Below are 20,597 nucleotides of genomic sequence, written 5' to 3' on the forward strand. Positions count from 1 at the left end.
TCACACCGGTTGCAGCTCGAGGTCGATGCCGCTGCGCCGCCAGCCTCGGACGTTCCGGGTCAGCGGGTGCTCGTCGCCGAGCTGCCGGGTCAGCTCCTCCACCACCCGGGCGCGCAGCGCCACGGCCTCTTCCCTGCGCCCGAGGTCGCGCAGGGTGACCGCCAGGCTGGCCTCGCAGACCAGGGCGTCCGGGTGCTGCGCACCGTAGCGCCCGACCAGCCCGGCCAGCGCCTCCCGCCCCAGCTCCTCGGCCCGGACCAGGTCCCCGCCGTCGGCGTGGCAGTCGGCCAGGTTGACCGTGGCCGCCAGGGTGAACGGGTGCTCGGGCCCGAGCACCCGCCGCATCGAGACCAGGGTGGCCTCCCCGAGCACCGTCGCCTCGGCGGTCGCCCCGCAGACGCGCTGGTAGAGCCCCAGGTTGTTGGCACAGGCCAGGGCGAAGGGGTGGGTGTCGCCCAGGGAGTCCCGGAAGCCCTGGTACACCTCCGAGGCCAACTCCCGGGCGGCTTGCGGGTCCCCGGTCGCCGAGCAGTCGGCGGCGAGGTTGAGGGCGCAGGCCAGGCTGTCCGGGGCGAGGGCGCCGTAGCGCTCCGCACAACGCTCGTAGGTGCTCGTGCTGAGCTGCCTGGCCTCGGCCGACCGCCCGACCCTCCGCAGGACCACCGCGCGGCTCTTGGCGTACCGGAGCAGGGGCAGGTCGGTCACCGGGGAGGCGGAGTAGTCCGCACTGACCTGGTCCAGAAGCTGCATGGAGGCACGGTAGTCACCGAGCGCCCACAGGTCCTCGGCCAGGGCCGCCATACTGGCGAGCGTGTCCGGGTGCTGCGGCCCGAGCACCGCTACCCGCTTGTCCAGAGTCTCCCGGTCGAGTTCCGCCGCTGCTTCGTAGTCGCCGTTGAGGCGGTGGTCGAGAGCCAGGCCGTGGGCCGCGAACATGGCCTGCGGGTATTCCTCCCCGAACAGGTCCCTGATGGTGGCGCAGGTCTGCCGGTCCAGCTCCAGGGCCTCCCGGAAACGGCCCAGCGCGCGTAGGTCGGTGCCGAGGCCGATCCCGGTCATCAGCGTGTACGGGTGCTCGGGTCCGTGCAGGGCCCGCTGCCGCTCCAGGGTGTCCAGGTCCAGGGCCATGGCCTCCTCGAACTGCCCCTGGCTGCGCACCACATTGGCGAGCTGGCAGCGCAGGAGAAGCGTCTGCCGGTCGTCACTCCCCCGCCTGTCGGTCCAGTCCCGGTCGAGTTGCCGGCCGAGGTCCTCGGCTGCCGGCAGCTCCCCCCGTCTCCAGAGGTAGCGCACTCGGTCGACCAGCAGTTGCCGGACCTCCGCCTCCTCGCAGTCCTGTGCCCGCGAGGCACGCAGGTGGGGCCAGATATTCTCGAACTCGGGCCAGTTCGACCAGTCGTCGACATCGCCGGGCGGGCGGGCTCCGGCGAGGACCAGGTGCACGTCGTGCATGGCCCGTTCCTGCTCCTCCGCCGTCATCTCCGCCTGGACCGCGGCCTGCACCATCCGGTGGACCTGGAAGGTCCCGGTAGTGGAGTCGACCTTCGCCAGGCCGTAACGGGTGATCGCACGGACCTCCCGGCCCAGCAGTGCGCGCTCCTGCAGGTCCTGGTCGAATTCCATCAGGCAGCGGGCCATCTGCTCGCCGTAGACCAGATCCAGCGAGATCGGTTCGGCCGAGAAGTAGGCGCACAGTCGGAGCAGCCGGTGGGCGGCCGGCGACTGCTCGCGGAGTCGGGCGATGGAGACGTTCCAGGTGGCACCGAACCGCAACGGGTATTCCGGCGTTTCCTGAGCGGCCGACAGCGCCTTGACCGCCTGCAGTCGAAGCTCGGCGACATAGCTGGCCACCGGAGTTCCGGTGGTCTCCAGCCAGGCCGCCGCGATCTCCACCGCCAGCGGCAGGTCTCCGACAGCCTCGGCGACCCTGTCGGCATCCACCGGGCTCAGGCCGGTGCGCCGGCGCCGCAGGTGGTCGATGCTCTCGCGGCGGGTGAAGACATCGACCGACAGCGGGTCGGCCCGGTCCGACCACGCCTGGTTGCGCGAGGTGATGAGCACATGGCCCGGACCGTCCGGTAGGAAGCGGGCTACCTCGTCGGCCCTGTCGGCGTTGTCGAAGACCAGTAGCCAGCGGCCGGTCCCCAGGTCCTTTCGCAGTGCTTCCCGGGCGGTCTCCGCCGCCTCGGCGACATTGTCGCCGAGGCGGCGGTCCAGTCTGTGGGCGAGCTCGGCAAGCGACTGCGCCACCTGCTCGGGCTTGCTCGCCTCGATCCACCAGACCAGGTCGTAGTCGGCCATGAAACGGTGCACGTACTCCAGTGCCAGCTGGGTCTTGCCGACCCCTCCGAGACCGTACAGCGCGGCGATGCCGCTCTCGCGGAGCCCGTCCCGCATGGCTCCCAGCATCGCCGACCGGCCGGTGAACGCGGGGTTCCTGAGCCTGACGTTCCAGATCTGCGGCCGGTTGCCGGGGTAGCGCGGCCCGTCCACTACCGGCCTCCGCTCCGCGTCCGGCCGTCGCAGGGCGCGCAGCAGTGCCTCCGCTGCCTGTTCCTCGGTCAGCCGGCGGAGGTCGACCGCACCGCTGAACTGCGCGGGGAGCCGGACCTCGCCGACCCGGACCGGGAGCAGCTCGCGTCGGGTGCCGCCCGGGTCGGTGCCGCCCGCGAACCCCCGCACTTCCGCCTCCGGGCTGCGGACATACGCCGCCGAGAGCAGCACCAGCGTGCGCGCCGCCCGCTCAGGACCGTCCTCGAGCCCCCTGCCCACCTCCTGCGGGAACACCCGGAGTCCGGCCCGTTCCAGCAGTGAGGTGATCCAGTCGGCCCACATCAGGTCCTCCGGTACGAAGGACAGTACGACGTCCTCGCGGACGACGGGCCGCCGCCGGGTGAAGGAGCCGGCGAAGTGCAGCCGCCGGTCCTCGGGCATCGGCGGCAGGCCGACCACCCGGCCGTCGGTCAGCGCCTCGGTCAGCCGCTCGAAGGAGGAGAGCAGGGACGTCGGCGTCCCCGGCTGGTCTCCGAAGGGGGCGAGCACCTCCTCGTAGGCGTAGTAGGCCCGGTAGGGGATCTCCACCGCCCCCCAGTACCGGGCGAGCCGCGCCTCGTCGAAGCCCTGCGGGAAGCCGTCGAAGCGCTGCCTGGCCAGCGCCCGGCCGGCGTCCGCCTTCTCCTTCTCGCCGTCGTCGACGCGCATCGGTACCGGCAGGATCCGAATGCCGCGGCCGGGGTAGTGCTCGCTGATGGTCCGGGCGATCTCGGACGCGCCCTCGATGCTCTGGTCACTGAGGGTGAAGCAGACCACGAGGTCGTCGGGCATCTCCACGGTGCAGATGTCGGCGATGTCGGAGAGGCCGGTGCGGCTGTCGATCAGGACGTAGTCGTAGTGCCTGCGCATGTCGGCGCGCAGCGCGGCGAAGAACCGGCCGCCGTCCAACCGCTCGTAGAAGTGGTCCCAGTTGATGGCGGCGACGGTGGCCGCGTAGTCGCTTCTGACCTGGCCGGCCGACAGGAAGTCCAGCGTGCCGTCGGCCGGGAAGTGCGGCCAGGCCAGGGACAGGGCGTGCTGCCGGACCCTGGTGAACTCCCGGTGCCAGCCGTCCGCGCGGGGCAGGTCGCGCAGCGCCTCGTCGCGGTAGTCCATGATCAGGTCGATCACGCCGGTGGTTCCGGCCAGCGCGTCCGGGTCGAGGAAGGGCCGGAAGAAGTGGCCCAGACCCGGCGCCTCCAGGTCCCAGTCGGCGGCGAGCACGCGGTAGCCGTTGGCGGCCAGGATCCAGGCGGTGTTGGCCAGCGCCATGGTGCGCCCGGTGCCGCCCTTGTAGGAGTAGAAGGTGATGATGCGGCCGTCCCGGCCCTCGGCCTGGCGCTCGGTCACAAGGGCCCCTCCAGTACGGACTGACGCACCGTCATAAAGTCCTCGAAGGACAGCGCCCGCAGCTTCCCGGAACCACCCTCCACTGCAGTGAACGTACAGGAGTCGGACCAGAGTTGGGGCGGCATACAGCAGTTGTGGAGCCTGCGCCTGACGCCGTGGGCCGGCCCGCTCATCCGGTCCGCGAGGTAGCGCTCCATCACCCAGCGCCGGGCCGCCGCGACCGCGGGGACGAGGGGGACCAGGTAGCAGTCCGCCGCTCCGACCCGCCCCTCGCCGAACGGGACCTCGCTGCGGACCCGCTCCCCCATCTCCTGGAAGTGGCTGTCGTCCAGGTCGACGGCGTCGAAGAGCTTCCAGCAGCGCAGCCGGTCCTTGGTGGAGACCAGGGCGGCGTGCATCCGCACCGGCGGGTTCGGCGGGTAGTACTCGGCGAGGTGGTACGGGGTGAACCGCCAACTGTCCACCCCGAGCAGCAGGCCCTGTGCCTGCAGCTCGTAGAGCCGGCCCACCGGGGAGTCCTCGCCGAGGTGGCACTCCAGCCGGTGGTCGGCGGTGATCTCCTCCGCCCTGGGGCCTATCGCCACGAAGGAGGTCTGCGGATGCGCGCTGCGCCGGGCCCCGGGGGTGGTCCTGACCGCTTCCGAGATCATCCCCACCGTCCGCCGCGAGCTGGGGGAACGGTCGATGTCGAAGGGCTGCATGGCGGCCCGGTAGGCGATCCTGAGGCTCCGTCGCCCCATGGCCGCGGTGTCCGCCAGGTACGCCGGCGAGCTGAGCGAGTTCTCCGGGGTGGCCGTGTAGACCACGAGCGTGCCCTGCGGTCCGAGGACCTCGCGGAGCGCCGCGACGACGGTCCGCGCGCCCCCGCGGACCTGGCCGATACTGCGGAGCGAGGACTGCGCAAAGAGCACCCCGCCCCGGCGGATGCCGATGCGACCGAGGTCGTCGACCAGTTGCTGCCTGCCTATCACCGTACGAAGGGCGTGCCCGGCGAAACGGTGTTCGAAACTACGGGGTCGAGCCAGGGCTCCACGGTGGCCGCCATCCCTTCGACGAAGCGGGTGCCGAGCCGGGTCAGCGAACCCGATCCGGCCAGGGTCGCGACCGCCCGGTCGGTGTGGTCCCGCCAGCGGGCGAACTCCGCCTCCGCGTGGTCCGCCGGGCGGCCGTCCTGCCGCAGCGACCGGCCCCGGGCCCGCCAGTACTCGGTGACCGCGACATGGGCGTAGGTGCCCTGGAACAGGCCCTCCAGCGGACGGAGGTCCTCCCGCCAGGGCGCGTGGAACAGGCGCTCGTCCGCCGGGTCGAAGAGGTCGTCGCGATCCAGCACCGCGCCCAGCTTCACATGCTGGAACTCATGGACGAGCAGCAGCGCCAGGGTGTCCGAGGCGTCCGGCCGGGCGATGCCGACGGCCCCGAAGGCGCTGCGCGCCGAGGAGCTGAGGCCGCGCCCCTCGGCGGGGCGGCGGAGCGGGGTGATCACCGAGAGCCCGGTGGCGATGCCTGCCGCGTAACCGGGCAGCAGGCGCTTGACCAGGTCCCAGGCCTCGGTCAGACCGCGGTCCCAGCAGGCCAGTTCGGCATCGCCCAGCCGCTCCGCCACCGGGTGCCCATGGGCGTCCCGGTACGGGTCGGTGTCCTCGAGCCGTACGGTCCAGTCGGGGCCGGCGGCCACCTCGCGCACCGGCTGCCAGCGCGGGTCCTGCCCGGTCCAGCGGATCCGGACCACCGCTCCGGCGTCGGTCACGGCGGTGAAGCCGTCCTCGGCCGCCCGGATCGCCACGGCCGTCGTCCCCGGCTCGACCAGCAGCCGGCCGATCCCCGGCAGCCGTACCGCGCCGTCCCGCACCGGGACCCGGACCGCGGGGTCGGCCCCGGCCCGCAGCGCCACCGCCGCCGCGAACTCGGCCAGGCCGCCGCCCTCGGGCTCCGGCCGGGCCGCCCAGGTCCGGGTGTACGGATGGGCCAGCACCTGGTCGAACGCCTCGGCCTCCGCGGCGTCGAAAGCTTCCAGGAGCTGCCCCAGCGCCGAGGCGCCGGAAGACAGTTCGGACTCGGCGGCACGGGCCAGCAGCAGCCGGTCGAGTTCCAGCTGCTGCCCGGCCAGCACCCGTACCGCCTCGGCGCCGCCGTAACCGGCCGCCAGCTCGCCGAGCTGGCGGTCCGCCAGGGCCGGGCCGACCTCCTCGCGGTCGGCGACCATGGTGATGAACTCCTTGAGGTCGCCGCAGAACACCGAGGGGTTGTCGAAGCCGGTGTCCGCCCGGTAGCGGTGGGCGAAGAGCCCGCCCCCGCAGGAGCTGACCACCGGGCAGGCCTGGCAGGTGGCGCTCAGACCGGCCAGGCCGAGCTGACGGTCGATCATGCCGGGGTGCCGGGCCGCCCGGTCGAAGTCGTCGTCGAAGACGTTGAAGCCGGTGCCGGCCGCACCGTCGAAGGCGGTGCGCAGCGAGTCGGCCTGCTCCAGGGTGCCGTCGGTCTCGATCACCACCAGGTCCGCGGGGTCCAGGCCGAGGTTCTCGGTCAGGCTGCTCTGCCCGCGCAGGGTCCTCAGCACCGAGTCGAAGGTGCGCACCGGGACCGGGCGCCCCTCGGCGTCCCAGCGCTCGTAGATGGCCCCGAGCCAGCGGGCGTACGGGGTGCTCCCGGGGCCGTCGGGCCGCAGCGGCGGGTACTCCCAGGTCGCGTGCGGGAGCAGGAAGTCCAGCCGCGGGGGGTCCAGCTCCATCAGCGCCCGGTACACCGCGAGCGGGTCGTTGCGCACGTCGATGGTGCAGAGCAGCCCGGCGTAGAGCCGCCGGTACTCGGGCTGCCGCAGCAGGGCGACGGCCTCGATGACCTTGTCGTAGCTGCTGCGCCCGTCGCCGTAGCGCCGGTGCAGGTCGTTCGCGGCCCTGTCCCCGTCCAGGGAGATGCCGACCTTGATGTCATGGGCCAGGAAGAGGTCGCAGAACTGCCGGTCGAGCAGCACGCCGTTGGTGTGGATCCGCAGATCGAGGGCGCAGGAGTCGGGCAGCCGGGATTCCAGCTGCCGCGCGGCGAACTCGATCGTCTTCGGGCCGGCGAGCAGCGGCTCCCCGCCGTGCAGCACCACGTGGACGGCGCCCAGGTGATGCGCCTCGGCGTGCTCGGCGATCCGCTCGGCGGTCCGCGCCAGTACCTCCTCGGGGGTGGCGCGCGGGCGTCCGCGCCACTGCGTGTCCCGGTGCTCGTAGATGTAGCAGTGGTCGCAGGCGAGGTCGCAGCGACTGTGGAGCTTGACGACGAACTGCCGGAAGGGCACCAACACGACATCCCTGGGATGGCGGAGAGTCAGGTCTGCACACCCATGATTGGCGATTCGGTCGGAACCCGCCAGGGGCCGAACACCCGGGGAGTGCTACTTCGGCCAAAGATGACGAAGACGGTCGAGCAGGTTTCGCCGCCCGACGACTCGTGTCCATACTGGAAGAACGGCCTCACAGTCGCTCGGGAGGGCCCGGTGACAGAGTATGCGACAAACCCAGTGCAGTGGGGCTCATGTGACGTATCATCACGTCCACGTCGCTAGTGCGACCCAGGGGGCTGGGGGCCGGCATGACATGCTGCCACATCGCACGGGCGTGCCCTCCTTGATCCAATCGGATGAACGAGGAGGGGGCGGGCTCGTGTTTCTGGGGTTAGTGCTGCAGTCTGACGACATGATGGGTGAACTCATGCGCCACGGGCACGGCCTCTGTGGCGTCCAGGAGGTCTGCGCCTGATGCCGCAGGACCTCGCGGAGACGCCGACCGCCGTCGCCGCCCACCCCGCCGCACCACCGGCACCGTCCGCACCACCCCCCACCCCGCCCGACGACGTCACCATGGTCAGCACCAGGGACGGCCGTCGGCTCAGCGTCAGCGAGTGGGGCAAGCGGGACGGCACCGCCGTCTTCGTGCTGCACGGCACCCCGGGCAGCAGGGTCGGTGTGGCGCCGCGGCCCAGCGTCCTCTACCGGCAGGGCATCCGGTTGGTGGCCTATGACCGCCCGGGGTACGGCTGGTCCGACCCGGTGCCGAAACGGCAGGTGGTCGACGCCGCCCAGGACGTGGAGGACATCGCCAAGGCCCTGGACATCGGCCGCTTCGCGGTGGTCGGCCGCTCCGGCGGCGGACCGCACGCGCTCGCCTGCGCCGCGGCCCTCGGCGACCGGGTCACCCGTGCCGCCGCGCTGGTGAGCCTGGCCCCCCGGATCGGCAGCGACGGCATGCAGGACGAGTGGTACACCGGCATGGGCCAGGGCAATACGGACGAGTACCGCCGCGCCGAACAGGGGTACGAGACTCTGGCCGAGAGCCTGCGGGACCGGGCGACGCAGATCCACCTGGATCCCGGCAAGCTGCTCGACCAACTGCTGTCCGAGGTCCAGGACTCGGACCTGCAGGTGATCGCCGACGCCGGAATCCGCCGGATACTCAAGGACAACTACAAGGAAGCGCTGCAGCAGCAGGGCGCCGGGTGGATCGACGACGCCTACTCCTTCGCCCACGACTGGGGCTTCCGGCTCGCCGAGGTCACCACCAAGGTCCTGCTCTGGCACGGCAGCGAGGACGTCTTCTCCCCCATCAGCCACTCGCTGTGGCTGCGGAAGATGCTCCCCGACTCCGAACTGCGAACGGAGTCGGGGGCGGCCCACTTCGACGCCATCGCACGCCTCCCCAACGTGCTGAGCTGGCTCACCAGGCCTGAAGCTCCAGAATGTGACTGATCCGGTCCCACCCCTCGGCACTGAGCGTGTCGGGGTGGGTGTCACCGAAGTTGCGGTCGTGGGCGAAGGCCTCGACCGCTTCGTCGTGCAGGCGCTGCGCCTCCCTGGTGCTGCCCCGGGCCTTGAGGGTCACCGCCAGGTTGGACCGGCAGGCGAGGGTGTCCGGGTGGTCGTCGCCCAGCTGCCGGCTCAGCCGGGCCAGGCAGGAGCGCTCACTGTTCTCGGCCGCCTCCAGTTCCTCCAGCTCGGCCCGGGCGTTGGCCCAGTTCACCTCGGCGCACAGGGTGAACGGATGGGCCTCGCCCAGTAGCGCGGCCAGCCGGGTGGTGGCGTTCTGGCCGAGCGCGGCGGCCCGCCTGCGGTCCTGCCGGCTGGCGTCCGGCGTCCGCAGGTAGACGGACACATTGTCGCTGCAGGCCAGCGAGTTGGGGTGGTCCTCGCCGAGCAGGTCCCGGTACCGGCGCCAGACGTCCTGGGTGCGCCGCAGCGCCTCCTCGGTACGGCCGAGGCTCCAGTCGTCGGCCGCCTTGTTGAGGGCGCACTGCCAGGTGTCGGGGCTCTCCTTGCCGTAGCGCTCCTCCAGCCGGGCCAGGGTGTCGTCGGTGAGCACCGCCGCCCGCTCGTACTGACCCAGCACCCGCAGGGAGACCGCGAGGCTCTTGGCGGCGCGCAGGGTGTCCGGGGCGTTGTCGCCCTGCAGCCGCCGGAACGCCTCGTGCAGCCGCTCCAGGTCCGCTGCCGCGTCCCGCAGTTCGCCGCCGTCCCGCTTGTCCCGGGCCAGGTAGAGCTGGGAGGCCAGGGTGCGGGCGTGGTCGGGGCCGAGGCCCTGCCGGCGCAGCCGCTCGGTGCGCTCGTCGTACTGCTGGGCGATCTTGGCCTCTCCCAGCAGGCGGTAGTCGATGGCCAGGTTGTGGGTGAGGTTGACCACCGCGCGGTCCTCCTCCAGGAACTGCTCGACCAGGCTGGCGTGGGTGAGCAGGTCGCGGTCCCTCGCCTCCTTGTAGCGGCCCAGCGCCCGGAGGTCGCCGGCCAGGCCGCGGGCGGTGGCCAGGGTGCTGAGGTCGTCCTCCCCGAAGAGCTCGGACTGCGTCTCCCAGGTCCGCTGGTCCAGCTCCAGCGCCTCCCGGTAGCGGCCGAGGTCGCGGAGGATGTTGGCCCTGATCGTGCGCAGGGCCAGGGTCTGCCGGTCGTCGTCGCCCAGGGTCGCGGTCCACAGCGCGTCCAGCCGCTCGCCCTCGGTCCTGGCCAGCAGGTAGTCGCCGTTGCGCCAGTGCAGCCGGACCAGGTCGATCATCAGCTGCCGGACCTCGGGGGAATCGGAGGTCTCGGCCCCGCTGGCCACCAGGTGCGGCCGGATGAGCTCGAAGTTCGGCCGGTTCTCCGGGTCCTCCACCTCCCCGTCCATCGGCCGGTACTCCGCCAGGACCAGCTGGACCTCCCGCTGGATCTCCTTCTGCTCCTCCTCGCTCATCTGCGCCCGCAGCAGCGCCTGGAGCACCCGGTGCACCTGCACCGTTCCGCGCCTGCCGTCCACCTTGGCCAGCGACAGGCTTCGGATGGCCCGGCTGATGCCGCCGAGGACCGACGCCCCGCCCTTGCGCACCCGGGGGTCCACCTTCGAGAGCGCGGCAAGCATGGACGGGTTGCGGTGCAGCAGCTTCTGCGAGAACGGCTCGGGGCCGAGGAAGACCGACATCTGCATCAGCCGCACCGCGGCCGGCCACTCGGACTCCAGGTTGTTCAGGGACACCGCGAAAGTGGTCTTGATCGGGGTCGGGTAGTCCGCGGTGAGCGGTACCTGGTCGAACATGTCGGCCGGGTGCTGCTGCAGCAGTTCCATGTAGGTGTCCACCGGCATCCCGCTGCGTCCCAGGTAGGCCGCGGCCTGCTCGACCGCGAGCGGCAGGTCGCCCAGCGCCTCGGCCAGCTGCCCGGCCTCGGCGTCGGTCATGCCGCGCACCCGGTGCTCCAGGTGGGAGATGCTCTCCTGCCGGGTGAAGACGTCCACCTCCAGCTCGGAGGCCTCCTGGGCCCAGACCTGGTTGCGGGAGGTGATGATGACGTGGCCCTCACCGCCCGGCAGGAACTCCCGCAGGGTCTCCGGGTCCTCGGCGTTGTCGAAGATCAGCAGCCAGCGGGAGACCAGCGTGCCGGCCGAGAGCCGCTCCTTGACCAGCTGCGCCGCGTCGGCCTCACCGAGGGTCCCGCGGATGTCGAGCCGTTCCGCGATCGCGGCCAGTTCGGTGGTGATCGAGGCGCTCTGCTCCGACGGCACCAGCCAGACCAGGTCGTAGTCCGCCATGAAGCGGTAGGCGTACTCGCGGGCGAGCTGGGACTTCCCCACCCCGCCGAGGCCGTGCAGCGCCTGGGTGCCGCTGGTCGGCTCGTGGGCGGACCGGCCGACCAGCGTCCGGCGCAGCTCGGCCAGTTCCTTGGACCGGCCGGTGAAGTCGAGGTTGCGGCTCTGCAGGGTGACGTACTCGGGACGGATGCCCGGGAAGCGGGGGGCGTCCGGCGCGTCCAGCGCCGACTTGGCCGCCTGGACCACGACGTCGTCGCCGTTGAAGTACTTGATCAGCTGCTCCGCCGCGGTGGCCGCGGTCAGCGCGGGGGAGGTCAGGTCGAGCGGGAAGCTGTGCCCGCTCGGGGCGCCCGGCGGGACCGTGCCCAGGCGGAGGCCGAGGGTGCGCGGCCGGGGCAGCGCCAGGTCGCTGGTGGACACCGGTCCCCAGATCTCACTGGCCCTGGCCGCCTGGATGAAACGGGTGGTGAGCAGCGGCACGTGGATCGAGGCCGCCGTGGTCTCGCCGTTCGCCGCCTCCCGGTCCGCGGGCGGGGCGTCGGCGTCGATCCTGGAGGCCTCGAAGCGGTAGCCGGCGGCCCGCAGCAGATAGCTGATCCACTCCATCCACATCTGGTCCTCGATGACGTACCAGAGCCGCAGCCGGACGTCCTCCTGGCCGCCGGCCGGCTTGCGGTCGAACTTGGCCACCGTGGCCAGCCGAAGCGGCTCGGCCATCGCCGGGAGCGTGGAGACGTCGCCCCGGGTCAGCTCGCGGGTGAGCCGCTCGCAGGCGCCGAGCACGGTGTTGGGGATGCCGGTCTGGTCCCCGAAGGTGGCCAGGATCTCCTCGTAGGCGTAGAACGGCCGGTAGGGGATCTCGATGGAGCCCCAGTACTGGTCGTCCTGGACCGTGTAGAGCTCCTTGGGCAGCCCCTCGAACTTGGTGCGCGCCTCCGTCCGGCCGCGCTCGGCCCGCTCCTTCTCGCCCTCGTCGATGCGCATGGGCACCGGCAGGATCCTGATCGGCTCCTTGTTGTGGCCGACCACCCCCCTGGCCTGGATGTGCCGCGCCACCCCGGCCGCGCCGCTGATGCTCTGGTCGCTCAGGGTGAAGCAGACCACCACGTCGTCGGGGAGCTGCTGGGTGCAGATGCTGGAGGTGTCGCTGAGCCCGGTGCGGCTGTCGATGAAGGTGTAGTCGTAGCTCCTGACCATCTCCTCGCGCAGGGCGTCGAGGAACACCCCGCCCTCGTAGCGCAGGTAGAACTGGTCCCAGTTGAGGCCGCCGAGAATGGTCGAGTAGTCCTGGTTCTGCCGGCCGGCCGAGATGAAGTCGATCTGGCCGCCGTTGGGGAAGTCCCAGTTCAGCTTGATCGCCTGCTGGCGCACCGCGGCATGGCCGCTCTGCCGGGCCTCGGCCGCCGAGGTGCCGTCCAGGGAGCGTTCCAGGTAGTCGTTCACCATGTTGACCACGCCGCCGGTCTTGGCCAGCACCTTCTCGCTGAGGAAGGGGTGGAAGAACCGGGACAGGCCCGGCGCCTCCAGGTCCCAGTCCACGGTGAGCACCCTCTTGCCGTTGGCGGCGAGGATCCAGGCGACATTGGCCATGGTCATGGTCCGGCCGGTGCCGCCCTTGTAGGAGTAGAAGGTGACCACCCGGCCCCGTCGGTCCTCCGACGCGCTCCCTGGACTACCGACGTTCATTGCTGACCTTTCGACTGGGGCGTGCGGAGGGCGTGGAGCTGGATGAAGGCGTTGCGCGCCTGGCGCAGGGCGATGGGCAGCAGTGCGGCGAAGGTGGCCGCGTCGGGGATGCCCCCGCGCAGGTGTTCGTAACCCGGAGTCGGCTGCCCCAGTGCGACATTGAGGGTGTCCCAGGTGAGCAGCCGGAGCTGCTCGATGTCCTGCTGCTCCCGGCGGGGGATCCCCTCCGGGCGGGGCACCCAGGGCACCATCACCGCCATCGGCCGGAGCCGCTGCCGGTTGTAGCCCAGCAGGCTGCGCAACCGCAGGTCGTTCCGCAGCGCCCAGCGGTCCAGCAGCAGCAGTTGCGGCACCAGCTCCGCGTCCTGGGAGGTGCCGGCGACCCTCCTGCTGGCCCGTTCGAAGTCCTCGACCGAGCGCACATGCACATTGCTGTCCCTGGCCACCGTGGCGGCGAGCTCGGCCAGCGGCCGGGCGCCCTCCTCCCGGTAGGGCTGCCAGAGTTCGGGGAGCTCGCTGTAGTCCTCCGGGTCGCAGCCCGGCGGCAGCGCCTCGTCGGTGGTCCTGGCCAGCACCAGGATGCGCAGGCTGCGCACGGCCGGATGGTCGGGCCAGGGCTGCGGTTCGCGCGACAGCGCGGACTCGGCGCCCGGGGCGAGGTCGATCTTCTCGACCGCGTGCGCTATCGCCTCGGCCACGCTCCGCACGCCGTCGTGGTACTGGGCCCGGCGCTGGGCCAGTTGGTGCCGCAGCCCGTTCTCGCCGAACTGCAGCCGTAGGTCCTGCTCGTCGATCGAGACCTCGTCCGGTGTGCCGGCCCAGAGCCGCTCCCACAGCACCGCGACCACGGCGGCGTCCGAACTCCCCTCCGGGGAGAGGCGTTTGTGGAAGGCGGTCCACTCGTTGTGGCACTCCGCGTCCAGGAAGTACTCCGGGGAGCAGAGCACCACCAGGCTCTTGCTGCGGGCCAGCGCCTCGGCCCGGCGGGCCCGGCGCACCGGCTCGCTCTCACCGGGCTCGTCCAGGTATCCCGCCGTCAGTCCACCGGACTTGGCCGGGCGTTCGCCCAGGGCCGCGTTGAGGTCGGCGTGGAACTCGGCCACCCAGGGGTCCGCCTGCGGGGCGCCCCGTGGATACGAGTAACTGAGGAAGTAGCTCGGGTACCCCCGCTCCCCCGCCAGTTCGGTCATCTCACCGACCTTCCCTCCGTCAGGCCTGGCCCGGCCCCGCCGCATGGGGCTGCTTGCTCCAGAAGGTGACACCGCTCCAGTCGGGATGGCGTGGGTGGAAGGCGCTCGGGGCGCTCTCCAGGTTCACCATTCTGCCGGGTTCCACCGTCGTGTGCACCAGTAGGTCGCTGACCCGCCGGGCGATCCTGTTGACCACCTGGTGGTACGAATCCCGCTTCCCCGCCTGCCTGCTGAGGGCGAGCAGGCCCTCCTTCGCATAGGCGCCGGGCATCCCCGCGTTGGTGTACTGGTAGCGCTGGACCAGGGCGTTCCCGCGGCTCGGCGGGAGCGGGGCCCAGAGCACCGGAAGGATGGCCGAGGTCTTCGGGGACAGCGGCGGACGCGCGTGCACCGCGCGCTGGCTGAAGACCCACCACTCCTTGCCGCACCACTCGCTGTCCAGGTAGGGGGCCGACACCAGGGCCACCAGGACATGCGCCTCGGCGAGCATCTGCGAGATGTACAGCCCCCAGTCGTCGCCGAGCGGTATCTCCCGGTCGGAGACGCCGGGGCCGGCCCTGGACTCCCGCCGGACGTGCTGCCCGATCTCGAAGTTGAGGTCCTGCACCAGGTCGCCGATCGGCGAGGCGTCGTCCTGGGAAGGGGCACCGGGGGGCCTGGCATAGCTGACGAAGAAGGACGGCCCGCCATCCTGTCGTTGATCCGATGCCGCGTCCTTGGTGCGTTCGGCCACCGCTGTCCTCCTGGGCACGCCACTGTCCGACGCTCCGTCAGGAGCGTTTCAGGACAACGGTATCGTGCAAAGTGAACAGCAAGTGCTCACTGGGCGGAAAGAGCGGGGCGAATTCGGGCAGACATGACCGGGCGAGTGATGATCACCCGCCCGGAATCAGGAATTCCGCAGATCAAACGTCAGATCGAGGATTGGAATGCGGCGATCTCGAGGTGCTCGGGCCCGTCGGTGCCGAGAGCCCGCTTGACCACGCGTGCGTCGAGGCGGTTGCGGGTATCGGCCAGTGACGGACGCGACGCGCCCGGGCGCGGAGCGGACTCACGGACTGAGGCCGCGGTGGCGGTGTTACTGGGAATGATCACAGAGACCAGCCTTCGGGTGGTGGAATCACGACTCCTGAAACGCCCCCGTCGTGCCCTTTTCGGCGACTCCCCTCCGTGGCCGTTCCAGCACGAAGCTCTCCAGGGCGCATAGATTCTGAATTAGCGTCACCCATACCCGCCGTCGCGGCAAGACCCCGTCAAGCGATGGCCAGTAACCGGCCGGGTTCTGGCCGAGATGCACCGCTCGGAACCTCGACGGGCTCAGGGCTGCAGCCGCCGGACGGTCCAGCCCCCGGCCCCGTCCTCGTACAGCAGCCGGTCGTGCAACCGGTTCTCCCGGCCCTGCCAGAACTCCACACTGGCCGGGGTGATCCGGTAGCCGCCCCAGAACGGCGGGACCGGCACGTCCTCGTCCTCCGGGTAGCGCGCGGCGAGGTCCGCGTAGCGCTGCTCGAGCTCGCCCCGGGAGCCGATCGGACGGGACTGCTCGCTGGCCCAGGCGCCCAGCTGCGAGCCGTGCGGCCGGCTGCGGAAGTAGGCGGCGGTCTCGTCCCGGCCCACCCGCGCGGCCAGGCCCCTGACGATCACCTGGCGGGCCAGCGGATGCCACGGGAAGAGCAGGGCGACCTGCGGATTGGCGTCCAGCTCGGCGCCCTTCCGCGACCCGTGGTTGGTGTAGAAGACAAAGCCGCGCCGGTCGTAGCCCTTCAGCAGCACGGTGCGCACGCTGGGCCGGCCCTCGGCGTCCGCCGTGGAGACCACCATCGCGTTGGGCTCGTCCAGGCCGGACTTCACCGCCTCGGCGAACCACTGGTCGAACTGCGCCATCGGCTCGTCGGCCAGCGCCGACTCGTCGAGCCCCTCGACGCGGTAGTGCCGCCGCATCGCGGCGAGGGAGGCGGGGGAGGCGGAAGCGGGTTCGGACTCGGGAGGCTGCACGCCCACATCATCCCGCATCCGGCACTCCGGTTGTTCTTTTGATCACTACAACATCTCGATATCAAGATATAAGGTGTCCGGTACGAAACCCGCCCCCGTGCGAGGTATCACCCTCGCGTGGTCTGGCGCACTGCACCCAGTGCCTGCCACCCTGACACTGCGTGCCACACGCCCATGACCTGCCACACGCACGACACCAGCGCGCAACCGCGCGTCACGTCCAGACAGCCGACGACTTGGCCACACCACAGTCACCGACGTCAGATTCAGAGGAGCCGCCTGATGTCCGATTTCGTACCCGGACTCGAGGGAGTCGTAGCGTTCGAGACGGAGATCGCCGAACCCGACAAGGAGGGCGGCTCGCTCCGCTACCGCGGTGTCGACATCGAGGAGCTGGTCGGCCACGTGTCCTTCGGGAACACCTGGGGCCTGCTCGTCGACGGCAAGTTCAACCCCGGACTGCCCGCCGCCGAGCCGTTCCCGCTGCCGATCCACTCCGGCGACATCCGCGTGGACGTGCAGTCCGCGCTCGCCATGCTCGCCCCGGCCTGGGGCCTCAAACCGCTGCTTGACATCAGCCCCGAGCAGGCCCGCGACGACCTCGCCCGGGCCGCCGTGATGGCCCTCTCCTACGTGGCGCAGTCCGCCCGCGGCCAGGGCCTGCCGATGGTCCCGCAGAGCGAGATCGACAAGGCCGAGACCATCGTCGAGCGCTTTATGATCCGCTGGCGCGGCGAGCCCGACCCCCGCCACGTCAAGGCCATCGACGCCTACTGGACCTCGGCCGCCGAGCACGGCATGAACGCCTCCACGTTCACCGCCCGGGTCATCGCCTCCACCGGCGCGGACGTCGCCGCCGCGCTGTCCGGCGCGGTCGGCGCCATGTCGGGCCCGCTGCACGGCGGGGCGCCGTCCCGGGTGCTGGGCATGATCGAGGAGATCGAGCGCACCGGCGACGCCGGCGCGTACGTCCGGAACGCCCTGGACAAGGGCGAGCGGCTGATGGGCTTCGGCCACCGGGTCTACCGCGCCGAGGACCCCCGCGCCCGCGTGCTGCGCCGCACCGCGATGGAGCTGGCCGCGCCGCGCTACGAGGTCGCCGAGGCGCTGGAGAAGGCCGCGCTGGAGGAGCTGCACGCCCGCCGCCCCGACCGGGTGCTGGCCACCAACGTGGAGTTCTGGGCCGCGATCATCCTGGACTTCGCCGAGGTCCCCGCGCACATGTTCACCTCGATGTTCACCTGCGCCCGCACCGCCGGGTGGAGCGCGCACATCCTGGAGCAGAAGCGCACCGGCCGCCTGGTCCGCCCGGCCGCCCGCTACATCGGCCCCAACACCCGCAGCCCGCACGAGGTCGAAGGCTTCGACGACATCGCGCGGTAACCTGCGCGCAAAGGGTCATTGGGACTACCTAGGGGCGCGGGGAACTGCGCAAACAGCAACCCGCGCCCACGGTGAACCCGCCCGTCACACCTTCGTGTCTCAAACGGCGGACCTCCCACGGCGCGTCCCCGCCGAGCCGGTAGGCTCGCCCCGTGGCTGAGATCCAGATCCCCGCTGACATCAGGCCCGTAGACGGCCGTTTCGGCGCAGGTCCCTCCAAGGTTCGCCCCGAGGCGCTCAGCGCCCTCGCCGCGACCGGTAGCTCGCTGCTCGGCACCTCCCACCGCCAGGCCCCGGTGAAGAACCAGGTCCGCCGCGTGCGCGAGGGTGTCAGCAGCCTCTTCTCGCTCCCCGAGGGCTACGAGGTGGTCCTCGGCAACGGCGGCTCCACCGCCTTCTGGGACATCGCCGCCTTCGGGCTGGTGCGGGAGAAGTCCCAGCACCTCAACTTCGGCGAGTTCTCGTCCAAGTTCGCCGCCTCCACCAAGGCCGCGCCCTGGCTCGCGGACCCGTCCGTGGTCAAGTCCGAGCCCGGCACCCACCCGCTGCCGGTCGCCGAGGCCGGCGTGGACGTCTACGCGCTGACCCACAACGAGACCTCCACCGGCGTGGCCATGCCGATCTCCCGGGTGGCCGGCGCCGACGAGGGCGCGCTGGTGCTGGTGGACGCGACCTCCGGCGCGGGCGGCCTGCCGGTCGACATCAGCGAGACCGATGTCTACTACTTCGCCCCGCAGAAGTCCTTCGCCTCCGACGGCGGCCTGTGGATCGGTGTCTTCTCCCCGGCCGCGCTGGCCCGCGCCGCCGAGATCGCCGCGTCCGGCCGCTACATCCCGCCGTTCTTCGACCTGCCGACGGCCATCGACAACTCGTCGAAGGACCAGACGTACAACACCCCGTCGCTGGCCACCCTGTTCCTGCTCGGCGAGCAGCTGGACTGGCTGAACGGCAACGGCGGCCTGGACTGGTCGGTGGCCCGCACCGCCGACTCCTCCTCCCGGCTCTACAGCTGGGCCGAGAAGTCCTCCTACGCGACCCCCTTCGTCACCAACCCGGCGGAGCGCTCGCAGGTCATCGGCACCATCGACTTCGACGACTCGATCAACGCCGACGCGGTCGCCAAGGCACTGCGTGCCAACGGCATCGTGGACACCGAGCCCTACCGCAAGCTGGGCCGCAACCAGCTGCGGGTGGCGATGTTCCCGTCCGTCGACCCGGCCGACGTCGAGGCGCTGACGGTCTGCATCGACTACGTGATCGACAAGCTCTGATCCACCCATGACCGAGGGGCCGTCCAGCACCGCTGGACGGCCCCTCGGTCATGGCTACCGCTAGCGCCGCGCCAGCGCGCCGATGACGACAACCAGCAGCAGCAGTACCAGCGCGCCGCTCACGATCCTGCTACGAGTCTTGGGGTCCACGGTCCGAGCGTACCTCCGCCGCCGCGGCGGCCCGCGTGGAGCCCCTCAGTACCAGGGCGGTGGCCAGCGGTTCGGGCGCCGCCGGGGCGTCCCCGGCGATCAGCGCCGCGAGCAGTTCCACCCCGGCCCGGCCGAGCCGCTCGCCCGGCAGGTCCACCGTGGTCAGCGCCGGGGACAGCAGCGCGGCGGCGAGGATGTTGTCGATGCCGACCACCGAGAGGTCCTCCGGGATCCGCAGTCCCAGCTCGGCCGCCGCGTGGTAGAGCCCGGCCGCGACCACGTCGTCGTCGCAGACCACCGCGCCGGGACGGTCCGTCCGGTCCAGCAGCTCCCGTCCGGCCGCCCGGCCCGCCTCCAGGCCGCCGTTGATCGACACACCGACCTCCAGTACCTCCAGGCCCCGCGCGGCCCGCTCGAACCCGGCCTGCCGGGAGCGGAAGGTGTACGCGGAGTCCGTCGACCGCAGATGGCCGAGCCGGACGTGCCCGAGCTCGCGCAGATGCCGCACCGCGGCGGCCATGCCTCCGGCCACGTCCAGTTCCAGGGTCCGGCGCAGGGGCAGGCCGGCCGGGGCGGGTTCCGCGTCCAGGAAGACCACGGGGACGGTGTCGGGCAGCTCGCCGAGCTGGCTGTCGTCGGGGGAGCACAGCAGCAGGCCGTCGAACTGGCCGGTGCCGTGCGCCCGGGCCAGGGTGCCCCGGTCCCAGCCGGAGCTGACCACCACCGCAAGCCCTGACTCGGTCGCGGCGCTCTGCGCCCCGTCCAGCACCCGGGCGAAGAACGGGCCGAGGATATTGGGCACGGCCAGGTGCAGCAGGCCGGTACGGCCCAGCCGGAGCTGCCGCCCGGCCGCCTGCGGCTGGTAGCCGAGCTGCTGGGCCACCGCCCTGACCCGCTCCCGGGTGGACGCGGAGACCCGGGCCCGGGTCAGGTCGTTCTCGGAGAACACCAGCGAGACCGTCGCCTGGGAGACCCCGGCGGCCCGCGCCACATCGCGCCCGGTCGGGCGGCCCGCGGTCACCACGTGGTCAGGCCGTGCCCTGCTCCGCGCGCACCGCGTCGTCGAGGGCGTCCTCGGCGGCGTTCTGCGCGGCGATGCGCTGCTTCATGCCGCCGCCGTTCTTGGCACGGCGCTGGTTGATGCCGGTGCTGATCTGCTCGGACACCTGGTCCCGCTGCTTGCTCAGCAGGACGTAGCTGAGCAGCCCCGACACCAGCAGCGAGATCATCAGCAGCAGCAGGACCCCGGCCCCGCCGGCCATCACCGGGAGGATCTTGAAGTGGGCCAGCATCAGGGCGACGAAGAAGCAGGCCCCGAACATGCTGACCCGCATGGAGGTGTAGCGGAGGGTGGCGTGTGACTTGCTGCTCACGGCGTCGGGCTCTCTTTTCCGAGCGGTTTCGGAGGACTCGTCCAGTACAGCACGGGGCGCGGGCAGATCTTCAGGAGGGGCCGGGTGGTGTCCGGGCTCAGCCCTCTCCGCGCAGCTCCAGCCACATGATCACGTCATCGCACTCCTCGCCGGGGGCCACCCGGATCGCGCCGGGGATCCGGCCGACCTCCTTGTAGCCGCTGCGGCCGTAGAAGGACTCCAGGCCGCGACCGCCGCGCAGGGTCAGCCGCAGCCCGGCCAGCTCCCAGCCGCGGGCCACCCGCTCGGCCTCGGCCAGCAACTGCCCGCCGTACCCGGCACCCTGGTACCGCGGGTGCACCATCACCCGCTTCAGCAGCCGCCAATGGGTCATCAGATCGTGCCGCTGGTCCTCGAAGAACAGGCAGGCGGCCAGTTCGCCGCTGCCCTCGACACGGGCGACCAGCAGCCGGTCCCCGCCGTCGGCCAGGCCGTCGAACTGCTTCTCGGCGGTCGGCCGCACCAGCTCCTCGGTGACCGGCGGGACGAAGCCCACCGCGCCGCCGGCGTTGCTGACATCGGTCCAGAGCGTGATCAGCTCGGCCCGGAGCCCCGGGGTGAGCTCCGGGTCCAGGGTGAAGAGGAGTGCCATCGTTC

13 protein-coding genes are annotated in these 20,597 nt (G+C 71.6%); 3 read left to right on the plus strand and 10 right to left on the minus strand.

Annotated features, from left to right (window positions below; translation table 11 throughout):
* From fxsT (ACEZDG_RS08640) to ACEZDG_RS08650, 3 genes are read right to left on the minus strand one after another with little or no spacing between them, the layout of a single operon-like run.
* The gene (gene fxsT, locus ACEZDG_RS08640) at positions 1-3,882 is read right to left on the minus strand and encodes an FxSxx-COOH system tetratricopeptide repeat protein (RefSeq protein ID WP_380504880.1); all 3,882 of its coding nucleotides are present in this window, start codon (positions 3,880-3,882) and stop codon (positions 1-3) included.
* Entirely contained in the window at positions 3,879-4,853 is a 975-nt protein-coding gene (locus ACEZDG_RS08645) for an aminoglycoside N(3)-acetyltransferase (protein WP_380504883.1), read from the minus strand. The genes fxsT (ACEZDG_RS08640) and ACEZDG_RS08645 overlap by 4 nt, the downstream gene beginning before the upstream one ends.
* Positions 4,850-7,165, minus strand: a complete 2,316-nt coding sequence (locus ACEZDG_RS08650; protein ID WP_380504886.1) for an FxsB family cyclophane-forming radical SAM/SPASM peptide maturase — start codon at positions 7,163-7,165, stop codon at positions 4,850-4,852. Before ACEZDG_RS08650 ends, ACEZDG_RS08645 begins: the two co-directional genes overlap by 4 nt.
* Positions 7,166-7,624: 459 nt before the next feature.
* Between ACEZDG_RS08650 and ACEZDG_RS08655 the strand changes: the two genes are divergently transcribed.
* A complete protein-coding gene (locus ACEZDG_RS08655) occupies positions 7,625-8,611 on the plus strand; it encodes an alpha/beta fold hydrolase (protein WP_380504889.1) in 987 nt (328 codons plus the stop codon).
* Here ACEZDG_RS08655 and fxsT (ACEZDG_RS08660) read toward each other — a convergent pair.
* The 4 genes from fxsT (ACEZDG_RS08660) to pdxH all read right to left on the minus strand — a co-directional run bounded on the left by fxsT (ACEZDG_RS08660) (position 8,580) and on the right by pdxH (position 15,730).
* Complete coding sequence (fxsT, locus tag ACEZDG_RS08660) at positions 8,580-12,599, minus strand: FxSxx-COOH system tetratricopeptide repeat protein (protein ID WP_380504892.1); 4,020 nt, start codon at positions 12,597-12,599, stop codon at positions 8,580-8,582. The genes ACEZDG_RS08655 and fxsT (ACEZDG_RS08660) overlap by 32 nt on opposite strands.
* Positions 12,596-13,789, minus strand: a complete 1,194-nt coding sequence (gene fsxC / locus ACEZDG_RS08665; RefSeq protein WP_380504895.1) for an FxsC protein — start codon at positions 13,787-13,789, stop codon at positions 12,596-12,598. The genes fxsT (ACEZDG_RS08660) and fsxC overlap by 4 nt, the downstream gene beginning before the upstream one ends.
* A gap of 19 nt (positions 13,790-13,808) precedes the next feature.
* Positions 13,809-14,522 (minus strand): TIR-like protein FxsC, encoded by a 714-nt coding sequence (locus ACEZDG_RS08670; protein WP_380504898.1) that lies wholly within the window; start codon positions 14,520-14,522, stop codon positions 13,809-13,811.
* 584 nt (positions 14,523-15,106) lie between these two features.
* Positions 15,107-15,730, minus strand: a complete 624-nt coding sequence (gene pdxH, locus ACEZDG_RS08675; RefSeq protein WP_380505464.1) for a pyridoxamine 5'-phosphate oxidase — start codon at positions 15,728-15,730, stop codon at positions 15,107-15,109.
* 336 nt (positions 15,731-16,066) lie between these two features.
* Here pdxH and ACEZDG_RS08680 point away from each other — a divergent pair, with 336 nt between their 5' ends.
* Complete coding sequence (locus ACEZDG_RS08680; protein WP_380504901.1) at positions 16,067-17,167, plus strand: citrate synthase 2; 1,101 nt, start codon at positions 16,067-16,069, stop codon at positions 17,165-17,167.
* A gap of 152 nt (positions 17,168-17,319) precedes the next feature.
* A complete protein-coding gene (gene serC / locus ACEZDG_RS08685; protein WP_380504905.1) occupies positions 17,320-18,438 on the plus strand; it encodes a phosphoserine transaminase in 1,119 nt (372 codons plus the stop codon).
* Positions 18,439-18,568: 130 nt separating this feature from the next.
* Here serC and ACEZDG_RS08690 read toward each other — a convergent pair whose 3' ends face one another.
* The 3 genes from ACEZDG_RS08690 to ACEZDG_RS08700 all read right to left on the minus strand — a co-directional run bounded on the left by ACEZDG_RS08690 (position 18,569) and on the right by ACEZDG_RS08700 (position 20,592).
* The gene (locus ACEZDG_RS08690) at positions 18,569-19,612 is read right to left on the minus strand and encodes a LacI family DNA-binding transcriptional regulator (protein ID WP_380504908.1); all 1,044 of its coding nucleotides are present in this window, start codon (positions 19,610-19,612) and stop codon (positions 18,569-18,571) included.
* 4 nt (positions 19,613-19,616) lie between these two features.
* Complete coding sequence (locus ACEZDG_RS08695; protein ID WP_380504910.1) at positions 19,617-19,961, minus strand: DUF4229 domain-containing protein; 345 nt, start codon at positions 19,959-19,961, stop codon at positions 19,617-19,619.
* A gap of 97 nt (positions 19,962-20,058) precedes the next feature.
* A complete protein-coding gene (locus ACEZDG_RS08700) occupies positions 20,059-20,592 on the minus strand; it encodes a GNAT family N-acetyltransferase (RefSeq protein WP_380504913.1) in 534 nt (177 codons plus the stop codon).
* Between the last annotated feature and the right edge of the window lie 5 nt (positions 20,593-20,597).

The organism is Streptacidiphilus alkalitolerans, from assembly GCF_042511045.1.
GTDB lineage: Bacteria > Actinomycetota > Actinomycetes > Streptomycetales > Streptomycetaceae > Streptacidiphilus > Streptacidiphilus alkalitolerans.

Bases quoted from the DNA above. Each gene is read 5' to 3' on its own strand.
- ACEZDG_RS08655 (WP_380504889.1), top strand. From the start codon at position 7,625: ATGCCGCAGGACCTCGCGGAGACGCCGACCGCCGTCGCCGCCCACCCC.
- fxsT (WP_380504892.1), bottom strand. From the start codon at position 12,599: ATGAACGTCGGTAGTCCAGGGAGCGCGTCGGAGGACCGACGGGGCCGG.
- fsxC (WP_380504895.1), bottom strand. From the start codon at position 13,789: ATGACCGAACTGGCGGGGGAGCGGGGGTACCCGAGCTACTTCCTCAGT.
- pdxH (WP_380505464.1), bottom strand. From the start codon at position 15,730: ATGCGGCGGCACTACCGCGTCGAGGGGCTCGACGAGTCGGCGCTGGCC.
- ACEZDG_RS08680 (WP_380504901.1), top strand. From the start codon at position 16,067: ATGTCCGATTTCGTACCCGGACTCGAGGGAGTCGTAGCGTTCGAGACG.
- ACEZDG_RS08700 (WP_380504913.1), bottom strand. From the start codon at position 20,592: ATGGCACTCCTCTTCACCCTGGACCCGGAGCTCACCCCGGGGCTCCGG.